This window comes from Methylocystis rosea SV97, from assembly GCF_000372845.1.
Classification (GTDB): Bacteria; Pseudomonadota; Alphaproteobacteria; order Rhizobiales; family Beijerinckiaceae; genus Methylocystis; species Methylocystis rosea.
In genome coordinates this window covers 927,097-942,791 of the sequence record NZ_KB889963.1, presented here as the reverse complement: position 1 = coordinate 942,791, position 15,695 = coordinate 927,097, and the positions used below count along the sequence as shown (strand labels likewise).

At 60.9% G+C, this 15,695-nt stretch carries 19 protein-coding genes; 8 read left to right on the top strand and 11 right to left on the bottom strand.

The features are described 5' to 3' along the window. Positions 1 to 2: 2 nt before the first annotated feature. From sufC to A3OO_RS0105020, 6 genes are all read right to left on the bottom strand, one after another. Positions 3 to 761 (bottom strand): Fe-S cluster assembly ATPase SufC, encoded by a 759-nt coding sequence (sufC, locus tag A3OO_RS0105045; protein ID WP_018406747.1) that lies wholly within the window; start codon positions 759 to 761, stop codon positions 3 to 5. Between the two features lie 26 nt (positions 762 to 787). After that, positions 788 to 2,275, bottom strand: a complete 1,488-nt coding sequence (gene sufB / locus A3OO_RS0105040; protein WP_018406746.1) for a Fe-S cluster assembly protein SufB — start codon at positions 2,273 to 2,275, stop codon at positions 788 to 790. A gap of 12 nt (positions 2,276 to 2,287) precedes the next feature. Then, positions 2,288 to 3,043, bottom strand: a complete 756-nt coding sequence (locus tag A3OO_RS0105035; protein ID WP_018406745.1) for a 4Fe4S-binding leucine-rich repeat protein — start codon at positions 3,041 to 3,043, stop codon at positions 2,288 to 2,290. A 26-nt stretch (positions 3,044 to 3,069) separates the two neighbouring features. Beyond that, complete coding sequence (locus A3OO_RS0105030) at positions 3,070 to 3,264, bottom strand: 4Fe-4S binding protein (protein ID WP_018406744.1); 195 nt, start codon at positions 3,262 to 3,264, stop codon at positions 3,070 to 3,072. Between the two features lie 281 nt (positions 3,265 to 3,545). Beyond that, positions 3,546 to 5,330, bottom strand: a complete 1,785-nt coding sequence (gene nifA, locus A3OO_RS0105025; protein WP_245257107.1) for a nif-specific transcriptional activator NifA — start codon at positions 5,328 to 5,330, stop codon at positions 3,546 to 3,548. Positions 5,331 to 5,580: 250 nt separating this feature from the next. Next, positions 5,581 to 6,060 (bottom strand): hypothetical protein, encoded by a 480-nt coding sequence (locus tag A3OO_RS0105020; protein ID WP_018406742.1) that lies wholly within the window; start codon positions 6,058 to 6,060, stop codon positions 5,581 to 5,583. Between the two features lie 333 nt (positions 6,061 to 6,393). Between A3OO_RS0105020 and A3OO_RS0105015 the strand changes: the two genes are divergently transcribed. Further along, complete coding sequence (locus A3OO_RS0105015) at positions 6,394 to 6,696, top strand: hypothetical protein (RefSeq protein WP_026222700.1); 303 nt, start codon at positions 6,394 to 6,396, stop codon at positions 6,694 to 6,696. 204 nt (positions 6,697 to 6,900) lie between these two features. Beyond that, entirely contained in the window at positions 6,901 to 8,928 is a 2,028-nt protein-coding gene (locus A3OO_RS0105010) for a thioredoxin domain-containing protein (RefSeq protein ID WP_026222699.1), read from the top strand. A gap of 24 nt (positions 8,929 to 8,952) precedes the next feature. Here the strand turns inward: A3OO_RS0105010 and A3OO_RS0105005 are convergent, their stop codons facing one another. Further along, a complete protein-coding gene (locus A3OO_RS0105005; RefSeq protein ID WP_018406739.1) occupies positions 8,953 to 9,579 on the bottom strand; it encodes a class I SAM-dependent methyltransferase in 627 nt (208 codons plus the stop codon). A 230-nt stretch (positions 9,580 to 9,809) separates the two neighbouring features. Between A3OO_RS0105005 and mtnC the strand changes: the two genes are divergently transcribed. The 3 genes from mtnC (at position 9,810) to A3OO_RS0104990 (ending at position 11,262) form a co-directional block, all read left to right on the top strand. Next, positions 9,810 to 10,496 carry an acireductone synthase gene (gene mtnC / locus A3OO_RS0105000; protein WP_018406738.1) on the top strand — a complete coding sequence of 229 codons (687 nt, stop codon included), beginning with the start codon at positions 9,810 to 9,812 and terminating at the stop codon, positions 10,494 to 10,496. A gap of 63 nt (positions 10,497 to 10,559) precedes the next feature. Further along, on the top strand, positions 10,560 to 10,889 hold the full coding sequence (locus A3OO_RS0104995; protein WP_018406737.1) for a 2Fe-2S iron-sulfur cluster-binding protein: 330 nt from the start codon (positions 10,560 to 10,562) through the stop codon (positions 10,887 to 10,889). Between the two features lie 118 nt (positions 10,890 to 11,007). Beyond that, entirely contained in the window at positions 11,008 to 11,262 is a 255-nt protein-coding gene (locus A3OO_RS0104990; protein WP_014892083.1) for a hypothetical protein, read from the top strand. A gap of 117 nt (positions 11,263 to 11,379) precedes the next feature. Here the strand turns inward: A3OO_RS0104990 and A3OO_RS0104985 are convergent, their stop codons facing one another. The 3 genes from A3OO_RS0104985 to A3OO_RS0104975 all read right to left on the bottom strand — a co-directional run bounded on the left by A3OO_RS0104985 (position 11,380) and on the right by A3OO_RS0104975 (position 13,712). Continuing rightward, positions 11,380 to 12,015 carry a cysteine dioxygenase family protein gene (locus A3OO_RS0104985; RefSeq protein WP_018406736.1) on the bottom strand — a complete coding sequence of 212 codons (636 nt, stop codon included), beginning with the start codon at positions 12,013 to 12,015 and terminating at the stop codon, positions 11,380 to 11,382. A 64-nt stretch (positions 12,016 to 12,079) separates the two neighbouring features. Beyond that, positions 12,080 to 13,186, bottom strand: coding sequence for an aminotransferase class III-fold pyridoxal phosphate-dependent enzyme (locus A3OO_RS0104980; RefSeq protein WP_018406735.1), 1,107 nt, complete (start codon positions 13,184 to 13,186; stop codon positions 12,080 to 12,082). A gap of 55 nt (positions 13,187 to 13,241) precedes the next feature. Beyond that, complete coding sequence (locus tag A3OO_RS0104975) at positions 13,242 to 13,712, bottom strand: SRPBCC family protein (RefSeq protein ID WP_018406734.1); 471 nt, start codon at positions 13,710 to 13,712, stop codon at positions 13,242 to 13,244. A gap of 217 nt (positions 13,713 to 13,929) precedes the next feature. Between A3OO_RS0104975 and A3OO_RS0104970 the strand changes: the two genes are divergently transcribed. The 3 genes from A3OO_RS0104970 to A3OO_RS0104960 all read left to right on the top strand — a co-directional run bounded on the left by A3OO_RS0104970 (position 13,930) and on the right by A3OO_RS0104960 (position 15,272). After that, positions 13,930 to 14,403: a J domain-containing protein gene (locus A3OO_RS0104970; RefSeq protein ID WP_018406733.1), complete on the top strand. Its 474-nt coding sequence runs from the start codon at positions 13,930 to 13,932 to the stop codon at positions 14,401 to 14,403. A gap of 305 nt (positions 14,404 to 14,708) precedes the next feature. Beyond that, complete coding sequence (locus A3OO_RS0104965) at positions 14,709 to 14,906, top strand: CsbD family protein (protein WP_026222698.1); 198 nt, start codon at positions 14,709 to 14,711, stop codon at positions 14,904 to 14,906. Positions 14,907 to 15,083: 177 nt separating this feature from the next. Beyond that, positions 15,084 to 15,272, top strand: a complete 189-nt coding sequence (locus tag A3OO_RS0104960; RefSeq protein WP_018406731.1) for a hypothetical protein — start codon at positions 15,084 to 15,086, stop codon at positions 15,270 to 15,272. Positions 15,273 to 15,483: 211 nt separating this feature from the next. Here A3OO_RS0104960 and A3OO_RS24765 read toward each other — a convergent pair whose 3' ends face one another. Further along, the gene (locus A3OO_RS24765) at positions 15,484 to 15,648 is read right to left on the bottom strand and encodes a NepR family anti-sigma factor (protein WP_425338972.1); all 165 of its coding nucleotides are present in this window, start codon (positions 15,646 to 15,648) and stop codon (positions 15,484 to 15,486) included. Positions 15,649 to 15,695: the final 47 nt, after the last annotated feature.

The window sequence follows — 15,695 nt, the reverse complement described above, 5'->3', positions numbered from 1 at the left end:
ACTTATGCCGCCTCGCTTTGGTAGCGCGCGTAGCCCGTTTCCTCGAGCTCCAGAGCAAGCTCCTTCCCGCCGGTCCGCACGATGCGGCCGGCAGACTGCACATGAACGACGTCCGGCGTGATGTAATCGAGCAGCCGCTGATAATGGGTGATCACAACGATGCCGCGGTCCTTCGAGCGCAATTGATTGACGCCGTTGGAGACGACTTTCAGCGCGTCGATGTCGAGTCCCGAGTCGGTCTCGTCGAGGATGCACAGCTTGGGTTCGAGCAGCATCATCTGCAGCGTCTCGGCGCGCTTTTTCTCTCCGCCCGAGAAGCCGACGTTCACCGGACGCCGCAGCATCTCCATGTCCATGTCGAGGATCTTGGCGAGTTCCTTGACGCGCTTGATCAGATCGGGCGAAGACATTTCCTCCTCGCCGCGCTTCTTGCGCTGCGCGTTGAGCGCGGCGCGCAAAAAAGTCATCGTTGCGACGCCCGGCACCTCCAGCGGATATTGAAACGCGAGGAACAGCCCCGCCGCAGCGCGTTCGTCGACGCTCATCTGCGACAGATCGGCGCCGGCGAGCAGCGCCTGTCCCTCGGTGATTTTATAGCCGGGCCGGCCGGAGAGCACATAGGACAGCGTCGATTTGCCCGAGCCGTTGGGACCCATGATCGCATGCACCTCGCCCGCCTTCACGGTGAGGTCATAGCCATTCAGGATCTGCTTGCCGGCAATCTCGGCCTTGAGGTCGCGAATTTCCAGTAGCGCCGTCATTCCACCACTCCCACTCTATCGAGGCGTCAGCCGACGCTGCCTTCGAGACTGACCGAGATCAGCTTTTGCGCTTCGACCGCGAATTCCATCGGCAGTTGCTGCAACACGTCGCGCACGAACCCATTGACCACCAGCGCGGTCGCATCTTCCTGCGATAGGCCACGTTGCATGCAGTAGAACAAGACGTCCTCCGAGATCTTTGAAGTCGTCGCCTCGTGTTCGAACACGCAGGACGGGTTCTTCGCTTCGATGTAGGGGATTGTGTGCGCGCTGCAGGCGTCGCCGATGAGCAGCGAGTCGCAATTCGTGAAATTGCGGGCGCCCTCCGCCTTGCGATGCGCCGAGACGAGGCCCCGATAGGCGTTTGACGAGCGGCCGGCCGAAATGCCCTTCGAGATGATGCGGCTCGTCGTGCCCTTGCCGAGATGGATCATCTTGGTGCCGGAGTCGACTTGCTGGCGACCGTTGGAGATCGCGATCGAGTAGAATTCGCCGCGCGAATTATCGCCGCGCAACACGCAGCTCGGATATTTCCAGGTGATCGCCGAACCGGTTTCGACCTGGGTCCAGCTGATCTTCGAATTGGCGCCGCGGCAATCGCCGCGCTTTGTGACGAAATTATAGATTCCGCCCTTGCCGTTCTCGTCGCCCGGATACCAATTCTGCACGGTCGAATATTTGATTTCGGCGTCGTCGAGCGTCACGAGTTCGACCACCGCCGCGTGCAACTGATTCTCGTCGCGCTTGGGCGCGGTGCAGCCTTCGAGATAACTGACGTAGGAACCTTTGTCGGCGATGATGAGCGTCCGCTCGAACTGCCCGGTGTTTTTTTCGTTGATTCGGAAATAGGTCGACAATTCCATCGGGCAGCGCACGCCCGGCGGGATGTAGACGAAAGAGCCGTCCGAAAACACCGCGCTGTTCAGCGTCGCAAAGTAGTTGTCGGAGGTCGGCACCACGGTCCCGAGATATTTGCGCACCAGTTCGGGGTGCTCGCGCAGCGCCTCGGAGATCGGGCAGAAGATCACGCCCGACTTCTTCAGCTCCTCTTTGAACGTCGTTGCGACGGAGACCGAGTCGAATACCGCATCGACCGCGACGCGCGGGCGCTCTTCGCCCTCCGGCCGTTCGACGCCGGCAAGAATTTCGCGCTCATGCAGCGGAATGCCGAGTTTTTCGTATGTGCGCAGCAACTCCGGGTCCACTTCGTCAAGCGATTTCGGACCAGCCGTCGATTTCGGCGCCGCGTAATAATAGAGATCCTGATAATCGATCGCCGGGTAGTCAACGCGCGCCCATTTCGGCTCGGTCATCGTCAGCCAGCGGCGATAGGCCTCCAGCCGCCATTCGAGCATCCATTCGGGCTCGCCCTTCTTCGCAGAAATGAAGCGGATCACCTCTTCGGAAAGACCCTTTGGAGCGAGATCGGATTCGATGTCGGTGATGAAACCATATTTATATTGATCAGCGCCGACACGACGAACCTGTTCAACTGTCTCTTGCACCGCCGCCATTTCGCTCTCCGTTCACTGTTGCGCTTCGTCCAGGCGCGCCTGGACGAGGCGCCTCACTTCCGGATCAGGATCGTCGCGCAGACGCGCCAGCAATTCCGTCCCGCATCGCTCCGCCACCAGGAAGCGGACTCGTAAATCTTCGTCGGCGACAAGCAGTCCCAATTGTGCCGGCGCCAACCGCTCTGCAATAATCATGCGCACGCGGGGTTCGGGATCGCGCGCCATGGCCGGAAGTCTGTCGAGGGCGATCCGGCGCGCCGCTTCGCATCGCACCTGCGAGTCGTCATCGTTGGTCGCGCCGGCGAGGATATCGGGCGGCGCGCGACGCGCGGCAATCAGGCGGACGCCGCTGTCTTCGTCGAAGAGCAGCTTCACGAGGCCCGCGCCCTCGACTCGCTGGGCCATCGCCATGCGCACTTTGCGGTCGGAGTCGCCGATCAATTTTTCAGCGAGACGCAACGGCAGACGTTGCGCCACCATGGCTCTGACGTCCGGCTCCTCGTCGTCGATCAGCGCGCGCAACTGAAAGACGCTCGCATATTTGACCGCGCCGACGCGCAGTTCAAAATAGGGATGGTCGAGATATTTCGTAGCTTCTTGCGGACTCGCGGCGAAGAACCTGTCAATGCGGCGGGCCCTTCGGTCGCGCACGCAAACCTGGCCGAGATCGCAAAGGCCTTTCTCGCGAATCTCCCCGTGAGGACAATCGCGGCAGGATAGGAAGTTTCCAAGCCAGTCGACGGCGTCCATGCGATCCATGCGATGCATCGCCCCGCTCGGCCGCACTTATAGCGCTAGGCCGGCACGCATGTGTTTTCGACAGGGCACACGACCGCACACTGCGGCTTGTCGAAATGCCCCTCGCACTCGGTGCATTTCTTCGGGTCGATGATGTACATGTCGTTCTTGAGGCGGATCGCCGCATTCGGACATTCGAATTCGCAAGCGCCGCACACTGTGCATTGTGAGGCGATGATTTTGTACGCCATGTCGCGATTCCTCATGGATTCACTGCAAGCTTTTCCCCTCCTTTCAAATCGCATGCCAGTCGCAAACCACGCCTGTTTGCCGCCAGCGGCAAGCCGCGGAACGAAAGCCGACGATCGCGTGCCGCCTGAAAACTCGCGGGCCAAGGTCGGTTTGGACCGTCCGCCCGGTTTAGTCCGTTCGCTTCCAGGCGCGTTCGCTCACCCCCTTCGGGTGGAACGAACAGCCCGCTTGGCCGCATGAACTGAACAAATGTTCTAAAAGCGACAATCGCCGGATACGGTCAGATGCGCTTTATTTCTATGTTGTATTTCTTCAGCGCATAATTGACCTGGCGCAGCGACAGACCGAGCAGACGGGCAGCCTTGGCCTGGACCCAGGCGGCCTTCTCCATGCCTTCGATGAGGCGCTCGCGATCGATCATCTTGCGGGAGGATGCGAAACCGTCGCTCTCCTCCGCCCCGGCGGCGTCCAGCGGCGACGAGTTCTCCTTGACGAAGGTCGGAACCGACGCAGCCGCGCCGCGGCTCGCCGATCCGATCTCCTCAGGCGGAGCGGGGGCGCGCATGCCGGCCGGTTCGGGATGCGCATGCGGATAGGCGCCGCTGGCGCTGCTGGTCCATAGCAAGGCCGAGAGACATTTGCCGGAGGCGCAGGCGAAATCGTGATCGACGATGGTTTCGTCGCGCGCCAAAGTCGCCGTGCGGCGCACGCAATTTTCCAGTTCGCGCACGTTGCCCGGGAAGTAGCAGCGTTGCAGCGTCTCAATGGCGCTCGCCGAGAGTTCGTGCTTTTGATCGTTTTCGCTGTTGAACGTCTCAATGAAATTCTGCGCCAACAGCGAAACGTCGCCAGGCCGCTCGCGCAACGGCGGCAGAAACACCGGCACGACGCTGATGCGGTAATAGAGGTCGGCGCGGAACTCGCCCTTCTCAACGGCCTCTTCGAGATTTTTGTTGGTGGCGAAAACGAAACGGACGTTGACTTTCAAGGTCTTGGAACCGCCAACCCGCTCGAATTCGCCTTCCTGCAGCACACGCAGCAGCTTCGCCTGGAAGGCGGGCGATATTTCGCCGATTTCGTCGAGCAGCAGCGTGCCGCCGTTGGCCAGTTCGAAGCGACCCGCACGCTGTGCGACAGCGCCCGTGAAGGCGCCGCGTTCATGACCGAACAGCTCCGATTCAAGAACGCTTTCCGGCAGCGCGGCGCAGTTCAGCTTGACGAAGGGCTTGGCGCTGCGGCGCGACAGGTCGTGCACCGCGCGTGCAAAAAGCTCCTTGCCTGTGCCGCTCTCGCCGCGCAGCAGCACGGTCGAATTGGACTTCGCGACGATGGCGATGGTGTCGAGCACTTCCATGATCGCCGGGCTCTCGCCGATGATGCCGGCGACGTCGGGCCGCTCTCCACGAATCTCCTTCGGCAGGCAGGAGACCAGCGCCTTCTCCAGCGTGCTGCATTCGTTCAGCAACCGCTGCCGGTCGGCCGAAAACATGCGGTGCAGCTTCACCGTTTGGCCGATCAGATTGGCGATCATCGTCAATAAACGCAGATCGGCGTCGAAAGCGTAGGAGATCCAATCTTCTGACGAGCGATTGATCGACAACGTCCCGACGACGCGGCTATCGCTCTTGATCGCCACGGCGAGGAAGGAGACTTTCGCGCCGACCGCCCGGGTGATCGTCTCCGCGGCCGTCGCGAACAAAGCGTCGCGGGACACGTCCTCGACAATGACGGGCATGGCGGTGGCGACAAGCCGGTCGATCACCTTGGCCGGCAGCGTGTCAATCGGCTTGCTGCCGTCGCGGCTGGTCCAACCCGAGGTCGCGACGATCTCCGGATTGCCCTGCTGATCGAGGATCGTGATCATCCCCAATTTCATGTCGAGGAAGGAGCTGAGCACGGCGACGACATTGCCCAGCGTCTGCTCGAGGCGGGCCGGCGCGGTCAGGATTTTTGAGATTTCATAAATGCCGAGCAGCGCCGTATCGGCGGACGGGGGTCTCGCCCGCGGCGATTTTGCCGCCATGCCTTCTGTGAGCATAGAGCGTGAAGTGGCTACGTCGTCCATGGCCGCCTTCCTCGAACAGCCGCCGTTAGCACGAAGCCACGGTTTCCGTTCGCACATGCGAGGATCGATTCCGATCGTCTCACGCGGTTCATAGTTTGTTTTATGCAAGAACCACGCAAAGCAACGCCCCGTCGCCCAAGCGCAGCGCGCAATGTCGGTTTTGCGACAAGCGCGGCGCGATATCGGCCGAAGCGTGACATTCGCGCGGAGTTTTGTTGGGGTTACGACATGGCCGTGTCACGCGCATCGATCACACGCTGCCCTGCGCCAATTCCTCGATCACCTTCCAGCCGACGCTGCCCTGCGGATCGGCGCGGGAGAGGATATCGAGATATTCCTTTGCGGTTTCGTTGCGACCGCGCTTCAATTCGATGAAGCTTAGCGCCTTCAGCGTATAGAGGGCGAAGCGCGCCGGCCCGTCATGCGCCTCGGCCGTCGCCGGCCACGCCATAGGATCGCTTGGCCAACCCGCCTGACGCGTGGCCTCCTTCATGCCTTGCGCGGCGACGTCAGCGGCGTAGTCGAGACTGCCCATGTAGGTGTGGATTTTGTAGAGGCAGTAATAGGGCGCCAGCTCCTGCGGCGTCAGCGCCAAGGCCTGCTTGAACAGGCTGTCGGCCTTCTCACGGTCAGTACGATAGGCGACGACGCCCTGCTGCAGGAGTTCGTTGGTCTTTGGGTCGAGTTCGCCGAAGTTCACGACGTCAGCGTCGGCGCGCGAAGTGTTCATGGTCGGCTCAAAGCAATCACTGAGCCAATATGGAAGTTGTCGTGGACCTCATTCGCAAAACGCCTGGCGAGATTTTTTTGCGCTCGCTATCGAGACGGCTGAGTAGGAGACGGAAATGACGCTCGACGAGGACGGGCCGGCATGGCGCTTTTCCGATCTCCCAAGCGCCTCTTGCCTCCTTCAAAAGCAATTCAGTGCATGTTCGTACAAAACCAAGGTCCACGACGCACAAATGGCACGCAGTTTGCGTGCGCGCCGGGCACGCGGGAGCCGCCGAACGCCAAGAGGCGCGCAATCGCGGACACAACCAAGCAAATGAAAAAAGGGCCAGGAATGATACGCGAATTCCGCTACAAGGGGGAAACCTTCCGGGTGAACGCGCATGGCTCTCCCGGCCATGAGGAAGTGTTTATTATCCATTTGGTCGACGACGAGGAGATGGGTGAAATCTCGATCGACCGCATGACCGAGGAAAACGACAGAGACGCGCCGATCGACGCCATTTGCATCATGCTCTGCGACAAGCTGATCGCCGAACAGGACATCGCATGCGCCGAACCCGACGGGGCTTTCGTCTGGGTGGAAGGCAAGCGCATCCGCGACGTGCTCCCGAGCAACGAAGCCGCCCCACATTAACCATCGCGCGGCGCCAGCGAACCATCAAGGCGGACCCAAGCGCCGCGCGCGACTCTCTCCCCGGAAACGCCTCTTCCCAGCCGCCCCTCTGCTCTTTGCGCCCCGCGAGTTTTCTCGCCTGCGGCGCATCGGCGAAATCCGCCAGCAGCGAATGGCGCTTGACGTCCGGCAGCCGTATGTAATCCGCACAGGGAGGACGGCTCCATGAGCGTCGAGAGCAACCGGCTCGGTCAAGAGACCAGCCCCTATTTGTTACAGCACCAGCACAACCCGGTGCACTGGCAGGCATGGACCGCGGACATGCTCGCGCTCGCCAAGCAGACGGGCAAACCGATATTGCTCTCCTCTGGCTACGCCGCCTGTCATTGGTGCCATGTGATGGCCCATGAATCATTCGAGGACCCTAAAATCGCGGCGTTGATGAACGAATTTTTCATCAATGTGAAGGTGGATCGCGAAGAGCGGCCAGACGTCGACTATCTGTATCAGCAAGCTTTGATGATGATGGGTCAGCGCGGCGGTTGGCCTTTGACAATGTTTCTGACGCCGGAGGGCCAGCCCTTCTGGGGCGGAACATATTTCCCCCCTTCTGCGCAGGGCGGGAGACCCGGCTTCGCCGAGCTTCTAAAAACCATCGCGGAACTTTGGCGCACGCGCGCCAATGCGATCGAACATAATGTCGCCGAGCTCAGCGCAGGACTGGCCAGCCTGTCCGAAACGACTCCCGGAGAGCCGGTCTCTCCAGACCTCGTCGAGAGCATTTGCGCGCAGTTGGAGCAACGGCTCGACCACGTCGACGGCGGCTTCGGGGCGGCGCCAAAATTCCCGCAGGCGACCAGCCTCGACTTTCTCTGGAGGGCCTGGAAGCGAACGGGCCGCGACTCATTGCGGCAAGCCGTCGTTTTGACGCTCGATCATATTTCGCAGGGCGGCGTCTACGATCATTTGGGCGGCGGCTTTGCACGCTACTCGACCGACAATCGATGGCTGGTGCCGCATTTTGAAAAGATGCTCTACGACAACGCGCAGCTGGTCGAACTGCTGACGGAGGTCTGGCAAGACGAACGTCGCGAACTGTATCGCCTGCGCGTGACAGAGACGATCGAGTGGATGACGCGCGAGATGCGCGCGCCAGGCGGCGGGTTCGCCAGCAGTCTCGACGCCGACAGCGAAGGCGAAGAAGGCAAGTTCTACAGTTGGAGCGAAGCAGAAGTACGGGAAGCGCTGGGCGCGCGCGCGCCGTTCTTCGAACGCGCCTATGGCGTCAGCCGCGAAGGCAACTGGGAACACGGCAAGTCCGTCCTCAATCGCCTCGGCTCAATCGAGCTGCTGGATGAGGAGACCGAGGCGGCGCTGGCGCGAGACCGCGCCGCCTTGTTCTTGGTGCGCGAGCGCCGCGTCAGGCCGGGGTGCGACGATAAGGTCCTGGCGGATTGGAATGGATTGACGATCGCGGCCATCGCGAAGGCGGCATGCGTGTTTGAACGTGGGGACTGGCTCGATATCGCCATCGAAGCCTTCGATTTCGTCAAGAGCGCGATGACGACGGACGATGGTCGTCTGCTCCATTCCTGGCGATGCGGGCGCCCACGTCATATGGCCGTCCTCGACGACTACGGCGCAATGTGCCGAGCGGCGCTGGCGCTCTACGAAGCCACCGGCGCGCCGTCCTATCTCGAATGCGGGCGACGCTGGGTCGAGCATGTGGAGCATCATTATCGCGATCGAACTGGCGGCTATTTTTATGCCGCCGACGACGCTGATACGCTGATCGCGCGCGTGAAAATCGCCGAGGACTCCCCCCTTCCCTCCGGCAATGGCATGATGCTGCAGGTGCTGGCGCAGCTCTATTATCTGACGGGCGAGAGCATCTACCGCGAACGCGCCGAGGCGATCGCGAAGGACTTTGCCGGAACAATTCGCGAGCGCGTTCTTGGTTTTTCGTCATTGCTGAACGGCATCGAAATGCTGCGAGAGGCGTTGCAGATCGTCGTGATTGGCGAAACAGACGCCGCGGATACGGCGGCGCTGAAGCGCGTGATTTACGGCGTCAGTCGGCCCGGTCGGGTTTTGAGCGTCATCGCGCCGGGCGCCGCGCTGCCTCGCGTGCATCCGGCTTTCGGCAAAACCTTGCTGGGCGATCGCGCCACGGCCTATGTCTGCCGGGGAATGGTCTGCTCGCTGCCGATCGTCGAACCCGATGCGCTCGCGGCGGCTCTGCGCGAGACGTGACTCGCTTCCCGCATCCGACGCCGCCTATTCGCGCCGCCATACGCTCGCCAGCCATGGCTGTTCGCCCGGCGGCGCCCCGCTGGGCCTGTAATAGTGCTCGACCTCGCCGAAGCCGGCCGCCGACCCGAAAGCGCGCCAGCTTTCAGGGGCGTGAAACACGCCATAGCGTCCATTGCTCCATCCTTCTTGATCCGCGCCATGCGGAATGGAGCTGAACAGAATGCCTCCGGGCTTCAGAGAGGCGTGGAGCGCGCGCAGGATGCGTGGCAATTCGCTGCGCGGCACATGAAACAGCGACGCATTGGCGAAGACTCCGTCAAAGTGGCGTTCAGGCAAATCGAGCGCGAGAAAATCCTGCAGCCACACCTCGCAACCGCTGTGAATGCGCGCCATTTCGACGAAGCGCGGCGCTCCATCAAGCCCGATCACGACATGGCCGAGTTCGGCGAGCGCCTTCAAATCGCGTCCTGGCCCGCAACCGAAATCGAGCAAGGTGAAAGGAGGCTCGCCGCGAATGTGGCTGAGCATCGCCGCGATATTTTGTGTGACGTCGTGGCTGCGCGTTCCCTCCCAGAACCACTCGGCGCGCTGATTGTAATGTTGCAGCGTGCCGCCCGTGACCGCTTTCAACTCGTCCGCGCTTGCAGCCATTGTGGGGCCTCCGAACAATCGTCTCGCTATCGCCGACGCCGCAAACACGTCGCTCTGCCCCGCTGGGTTCGCTCCTCGTCGATGTGGCGCAGGGAGCGACACGATCGCCTTGGAGCCTCGCGCGGGAGGATACGGCACATATGATGCTTGCCAGAGCCAACTTTGGGAGCGGCTGAAGCACAGGCGGCCGGCGCCACGGCTGCGACAATTCTACACCAAACGGAGCCGCGATGAGTGAACCGGTGCGCGCCGTCCTGATCGAGCTCGAAGGCGCCGCCGTTCCGATGGCTTTCGCGACCGGGACTCTCATGCCGCTCGCGGAGGCGCGGCTTGGCGCCTTCATCGCGGAACATGCCTCTGACCCGGATGTGGAAGACGCCTTGGAGGAAACGGGGCGTCTCCTTGGCGGATTCGACTTGAAGCTCGAGGAAGCCGAAGCGCTGTTGCTGCGCTGGATGAAGCAGAACCGCAAGGCGACCCCGCTGAAGACGATCCAGGGCCTGATCTGGCGCGAGAGTTTTGAGGCAGGCGCGATCAAAGGCGAGCTTTATCCCGACGTTGCGGAATCGCTGAAATCATGGGTCTCATCGGGCCGTCGCCTGTTTGTTTACTCGTCCAATTCGAGATTGGCGCAGCAACTCTTGCTGAGCCACAGCGCCTCGGGCGACCTCACAGGCTTGTTCGAGGAGTTCTTCGACACGTCCATCGGTCAGAAAATCGAACCCGCCTCCTACCGTGCGATCTGTGAGCGTCTCGATTTGCCTTCAGGATCGGTGCTGACGCTGTCGGGCGATGCGGAGGAATTGGACGCCGCCCAGTCGGCAGGCCTTGCGACGACGCTCATCGGGCGAGAGGGTCCTGCGGATAGTCGCCACGCGGTTAGCCCTGATTTTGCATCGCTGAATTTGGGATCGTGACGCGCTCCGCGCTCCCTCCGAAAAGGAAAAATATCGCTGACGACTTCGGGCGGATGGAGAAAGATGGCCACGTTCACTCTTGAAACCAGAGACGGCGCCAGACAGGAAATCACCGGCAAGAATGGCGTCTCGCTGATGAAATTGATCCGGCGCGCCGGCGTCGAAGAGCTGGTCGCGCAATGCGGCGGCAGTTGCGCTTGTGCGACCTGCCATGTCTATCTCACCTTGCCTCAGGGGATTGAAATGGCCGACTCTGGACCCGGAGAAAACCGGATGCTTGCGACAGCCAGCCATCGCAAACTCAATTCGCGTCTCGCCTGTCAAATCAGGTTCGATGACATTTTCGACGGGATGGCGATCCGCATCGCCCCGGAGGATGCGACCGGCTTTTGATTCGCCCACACGGTTTCGAACGTCGATGGTTGCAGCGAACGTTCGCGCGGAAACGCTATATGGTCTGGAACTTGCTCAACGGCCATGCACGCAGCGCCAAGATGCAGGGTGAGCATCCATGCCGATGAAGGAAGAAAGCGTTCTGCCCGGGAAGTGCTATCGAACGAAGGGCGGCGAAATCAACTCGGAAAAGTACACGGTGATCAGCATCACCCGTGGGATCGTCACTTATCAAAGCTGGACGTCCGACCCCAATCGCCTGTCTCTGCGCACGAACACCGGCCTGAAGGCCTTCGCCGAAGTGCTGTTCAAGGAAATCCCCTGCCCGAATAGAGATCCAGGCCAAAAAATCGAATATTTCGATCCCTCATAGAAATTGCCCTCTCTGCAAGGATTAAATCTGACGCGCGTGGCCACCGTGCGTTGCAGCGTCTAGAGAGCACCGATGGCGAGAACCTTCAGAGTTCCCGCCTCAATCCCGGATCTCGTTCTAAATTGAAAAGATATCGTAGGGAGGATCGTTGTCCGAATTGGCGTAGCCCAATGGCGGCGCGTCGCCGCTTCCGCCTGATGCGCCAGATCGGCGGCTGATCCGGCCGATGTCGCCCCCACAAACATGGAAAATGATGGATGTTTGATCATCCAGCGCGTTGCGAAGCTCGAAGACCTCCCCGCTCGCGGTCGACCGGGCGGCTTCCACGGCGCTCGCTTGCAATAGACGGGACGCGCCGGCCTGCGCGCTGTTCGTCGGAGAACCATCGAGTTGCTGGCGGTTGATTGCGCCGCGCAACACGCCCGCAATCTCCCAAACCGAAGGCTGAGAGATTGTCACACAGGCGCCGCCCGACAGAATTGTGCTCACGACGGAAAAGCGATCTAGCCCGTCGCGATAAATCTGGAATTGCTGGCCTCCGGCGGGATTTGGGACGGCGAAGACCGTTGGCAGCCAATCATCAGTCGTAAAGAGTCGGGCCATGAGATCGCGGCCGATCAGCAAAATCTCCCGCTCGCTTTCGGCAAGTTCGACCATGGACTGAATGTCCCAGATGAATCGCCGCAGCGCGGGGGGAACAGGGTCTCGCCCGATGACTCGCAAATTTGGATCAGCCGAATTTATCTCGATCATGATGTTGAACGGTCCGCGATTTGAGGGAATGCGTCAGTGAGGCGGAAGCAAACGCCTCGCGCGCTCATCGTTCCTCCTGCGCGCAAACGATTTCGATGCAGGATACCGCCGCATCGATGTCGCTTTCCTCAACTGAGAGCGGCGGAAATAAACCCAGAACCGACCCCATCGCGCGCGTGAGGAGCCCCTGCACGGCCAATTTCGCGCGCATGGGCTCCGCGTCTCCCGCGAGCGTTAGCGCCTGCATCAGGCCAAGGCCATCCAGCGCCGTAAAGGCTGCACGACGCCGATAAAACAACGCGGACAGCTGGTCTTCGAGATACCAGCTTCGGTTCTGCACGCGCTCCTGAAAGCCTGGCGTCGAGAGAGCGTCGACAAGGGCGTGCCCGGCTAGAAGCGCGGCCCCGTCAGCGAGCGTCGAGCCGCCGAGCGCCCCTCGCGCCAGTCTTTGCGTAACGACGAGCGCAGCCAGCGGCGGGGCGTCCGCAGGCGAATGACGGGCGACCATCAGGTCCGGGGTGACGCCGGTCCATTCGTGCGCCCAAAGCATGCCTGAGCGGCCGAGGCCGCAAAAGGTTTCGTCGAAACCGAGTATGAGCCCATATTCGTCTGCGGTCTCGCGCAGTCTGGCGAGGACGCTTCCTGAGACGACCTCAAAACCGGCTTGCGTCCTAACCGGCGCGATCAGAATTGCCGCGGTCCTCACATCGACTTCCGCCTGCAATGCGGCATGATCGTCGGTTCGGAGAGTGACGATCTCGTCGTCGCCCTCAAGGCCGGGCGGAAGACTGGCCGTTGCATCAGCAGGCCCGACGCAGACAATGAACCGTCGGCGCTTGGGGCGACCGACGAGGCGATGGTAGCGCCGAACCATTTCGACGGCGGCACGCCAGGCATCGGACTCGGAGGGACGCAAAAACACGTGGTCGCCAAAAGAAACGGGCGAAATCTTCGCGCATAAAGCATCCGAGAGCGCCGCGACTTCCGCCGCTGATTGCGGCGAACCTATCGGCGCATCCGTGCGAAGCGTTGATCCTGCAAAATTCTCCGGAAAGAAGAGCGATGCGCCGGAAAAGTCGAGCGGCGCGGCCGCGACGCATGTGTCGTCGTCGACGGCGGGTGTGATGGGCGCGTTAGGCTCGCTCGTCGAATCTGAGAATGTGGCTGACATGTTGCTCTGAGCTCGCCTGGTCGCCGCTCCGATAAGCTCGGGCAAGCGCGGCGTTTCAGGCGCCGTGTTCGATGAGGTCAGGGAGTCTTTTGGCAAGAGAGTTCAACACGCTCTGCGAGCCTTTGAGCATGACGTCGTAGACCGCGTCCGCCGTAGGGGCAGCGTCGATTCCTTCCTGCATAAAAACAAAATGCGTGCCGCCATCCGGCAGCTGCGAGATCGTCCACGTAACTGTCGTGTCGATGTATCGGCCAAAACCCTTCAGCTCGTCATCACCGCCCGACCAGCTGAAACGCAACATACGACCGGGCTCCACAGCGAGAACCTGGCACTTGAACTCGCCGTCCCAACGCTCGATCGGGCGGCTCCAGATCGTGAACTTGTGGCCGACAACCGGCTCAACGTCATTTGGAAAGAACCAAACGGCCAGCCACTCCGAATCTGTCATCGCGCGCCAAACCGCCTCGATCGGATGTTCGAGGTCCTTCTCTGTCGTGAGGCTGCGTGTCTGTGTAGCGTCAAGCACCGAGTCCTGCTCCCGTTAGCCCCTAACATGCAAGGCTCAAGCCAAGCCCGCGGGCGGCGCGGAAGTAGACATCATGCGTTTGTCGACGCCGCGGCTCGGCTTCTCACGCAGCATGCGCCTTTGGCTCTGAACATGCATGGCTCTCAGTACAGCTCTCGTGAACGCTTTTGTTCAAAAAAGGCGAAGCGCGGGGTCGGGTCACGCATGAGCGCTCCGTATGGCGGACAAAGAGGAATGGGTCGTCTGGAACGGCTCGATGGGAATATTGGATATGGCGACCATCGGCGATATCCAGCATGACGAGACCGGCAGGAAGGCGTCTCTGGCGCCGCCCTATGGCGTCGTGGGGCCCTTCAGTCTTGACGAACTTGAAACGCTGGGCCGGATCGCCTTTGGCGAATGTCTGGTTATGTCGCGCCAGCGATGGCAAGAGGATCAGCTCGATCTGCGTCTCGAGGCGCGAGAAAAGCGCCGCACGCTATTGTTTCGGATGGATATCGACGATGACCATGATCATCGGGAAATTCTCGGGCTGCCATTCGAGGGCCTGCTCAATCTGTCCGAGATCAACGCCGCCTTCCGTCAGTTGGCCAAGACCGCACATCCCGATGCAGGCGGCAGCGACGAACAATACCGTCGCATCGTCGAGGCGCGTGACGCGCTGCTCAAGCGCCTCACGATGACGGGTTGACGCAATTTGTCGCCTTTGGCGAGGACGCGGCCGCGACCGTGAAATCGAGATGCGGTGGCGCCGCTTCCTATGTGCGTGCGCGACCCTTTCAATATAGCGCAGGCACAGGCCAGAACTCTCAAGCTTGGCGAGCGAGAAGCGATCGCTCCAGACATGGGCTAGACTGCTAATTTATAGCGGGAGCGGAAGTCGACAGGGAACATCTAGGCCGGTGAAAAGTTCTAATGCTCGTGAAAGCTAGGCCCGGGCTCGGCTTTCCAAAGGCATCGCCGCGACTGCGGCCGCCTTCTGACCAGGAGGAATTCATGAACTGGGACATGATCGAAGGCAACTGGAAGAAGTTCACCGGAAACGTGAAGGAGCAGTGGGGCAAGCTCACCGACGATGACATTACGCGCATCAACGGGAACCGCGAGCAGCTCGAAGGCATGATCCAGGAGCGCTACGGCGTCGCCAAGGACAAGGCCAAGGAACAGGTCGACAGCTGGATGTCGCGCCACTAACTCCAGCCCATCATTGCAAGACGCCGGCGAGATACCTTCGCCGGCGTTTTCATTTTGAAATGCGGTCAAACCGCGCGCGAGCAATGTTCGCGAAATTGCGTCCAGCCTTTAGAGCGCCGGAACATCTGGCTTGGCCCCGAGGTTTTATAGACGCTCTCCCAAGACGAAGGTCTGTCGATGAAGAAAACTGTTCGCCCGTTCACCGTCGAATATCGACCGAAACGCGGCAAATCGCACGCTTCCCGTGGCGGCGGCGCGTTCCGCTTTTCGGATCGATCAGCCGAACGTATGCCCGCGCGCAAGCACATGCGCGATGAACTCTCTGCTTGGCAGTCGCTGTTCAAGCAGGAGGCGCGTTCGCCATGACTGCCGCGTCTTCGAAGCTCGCTCTTAGACAGGGCAAGAGAGCGCTGCTTCGGCGCTCCATAAGCGAGGCGCTCGGAAGGCGCTTCTCACTTTTATATCTCGACTTGATCATGAGGCCGGCGCCAGAGGACCTCAAAGATCTCCTGATCAAACTGGACTTCGGGGATCGTCCGAAAAAGATGCGCTGAGATTCGAGAAATCTCTCTGCGCGTCACTCGACCGCGCTTATCTGGTTAAGCTCTTCCAGAAGGGCCAGCATGTCGTCAGGCAGCGGCTCCGAAGCAATATCGGAAAATTGGCGCCTAAGCTGCTCACCGAGCCGCTTCACGCTCGGCTCCGCATCAACAGCATCGCGTAGGTGTCGATTTCCTCTCATGGTCGTCTCTGTCAGTCTCGCTCGGTTTTCATGTGGCGGCATGAGCA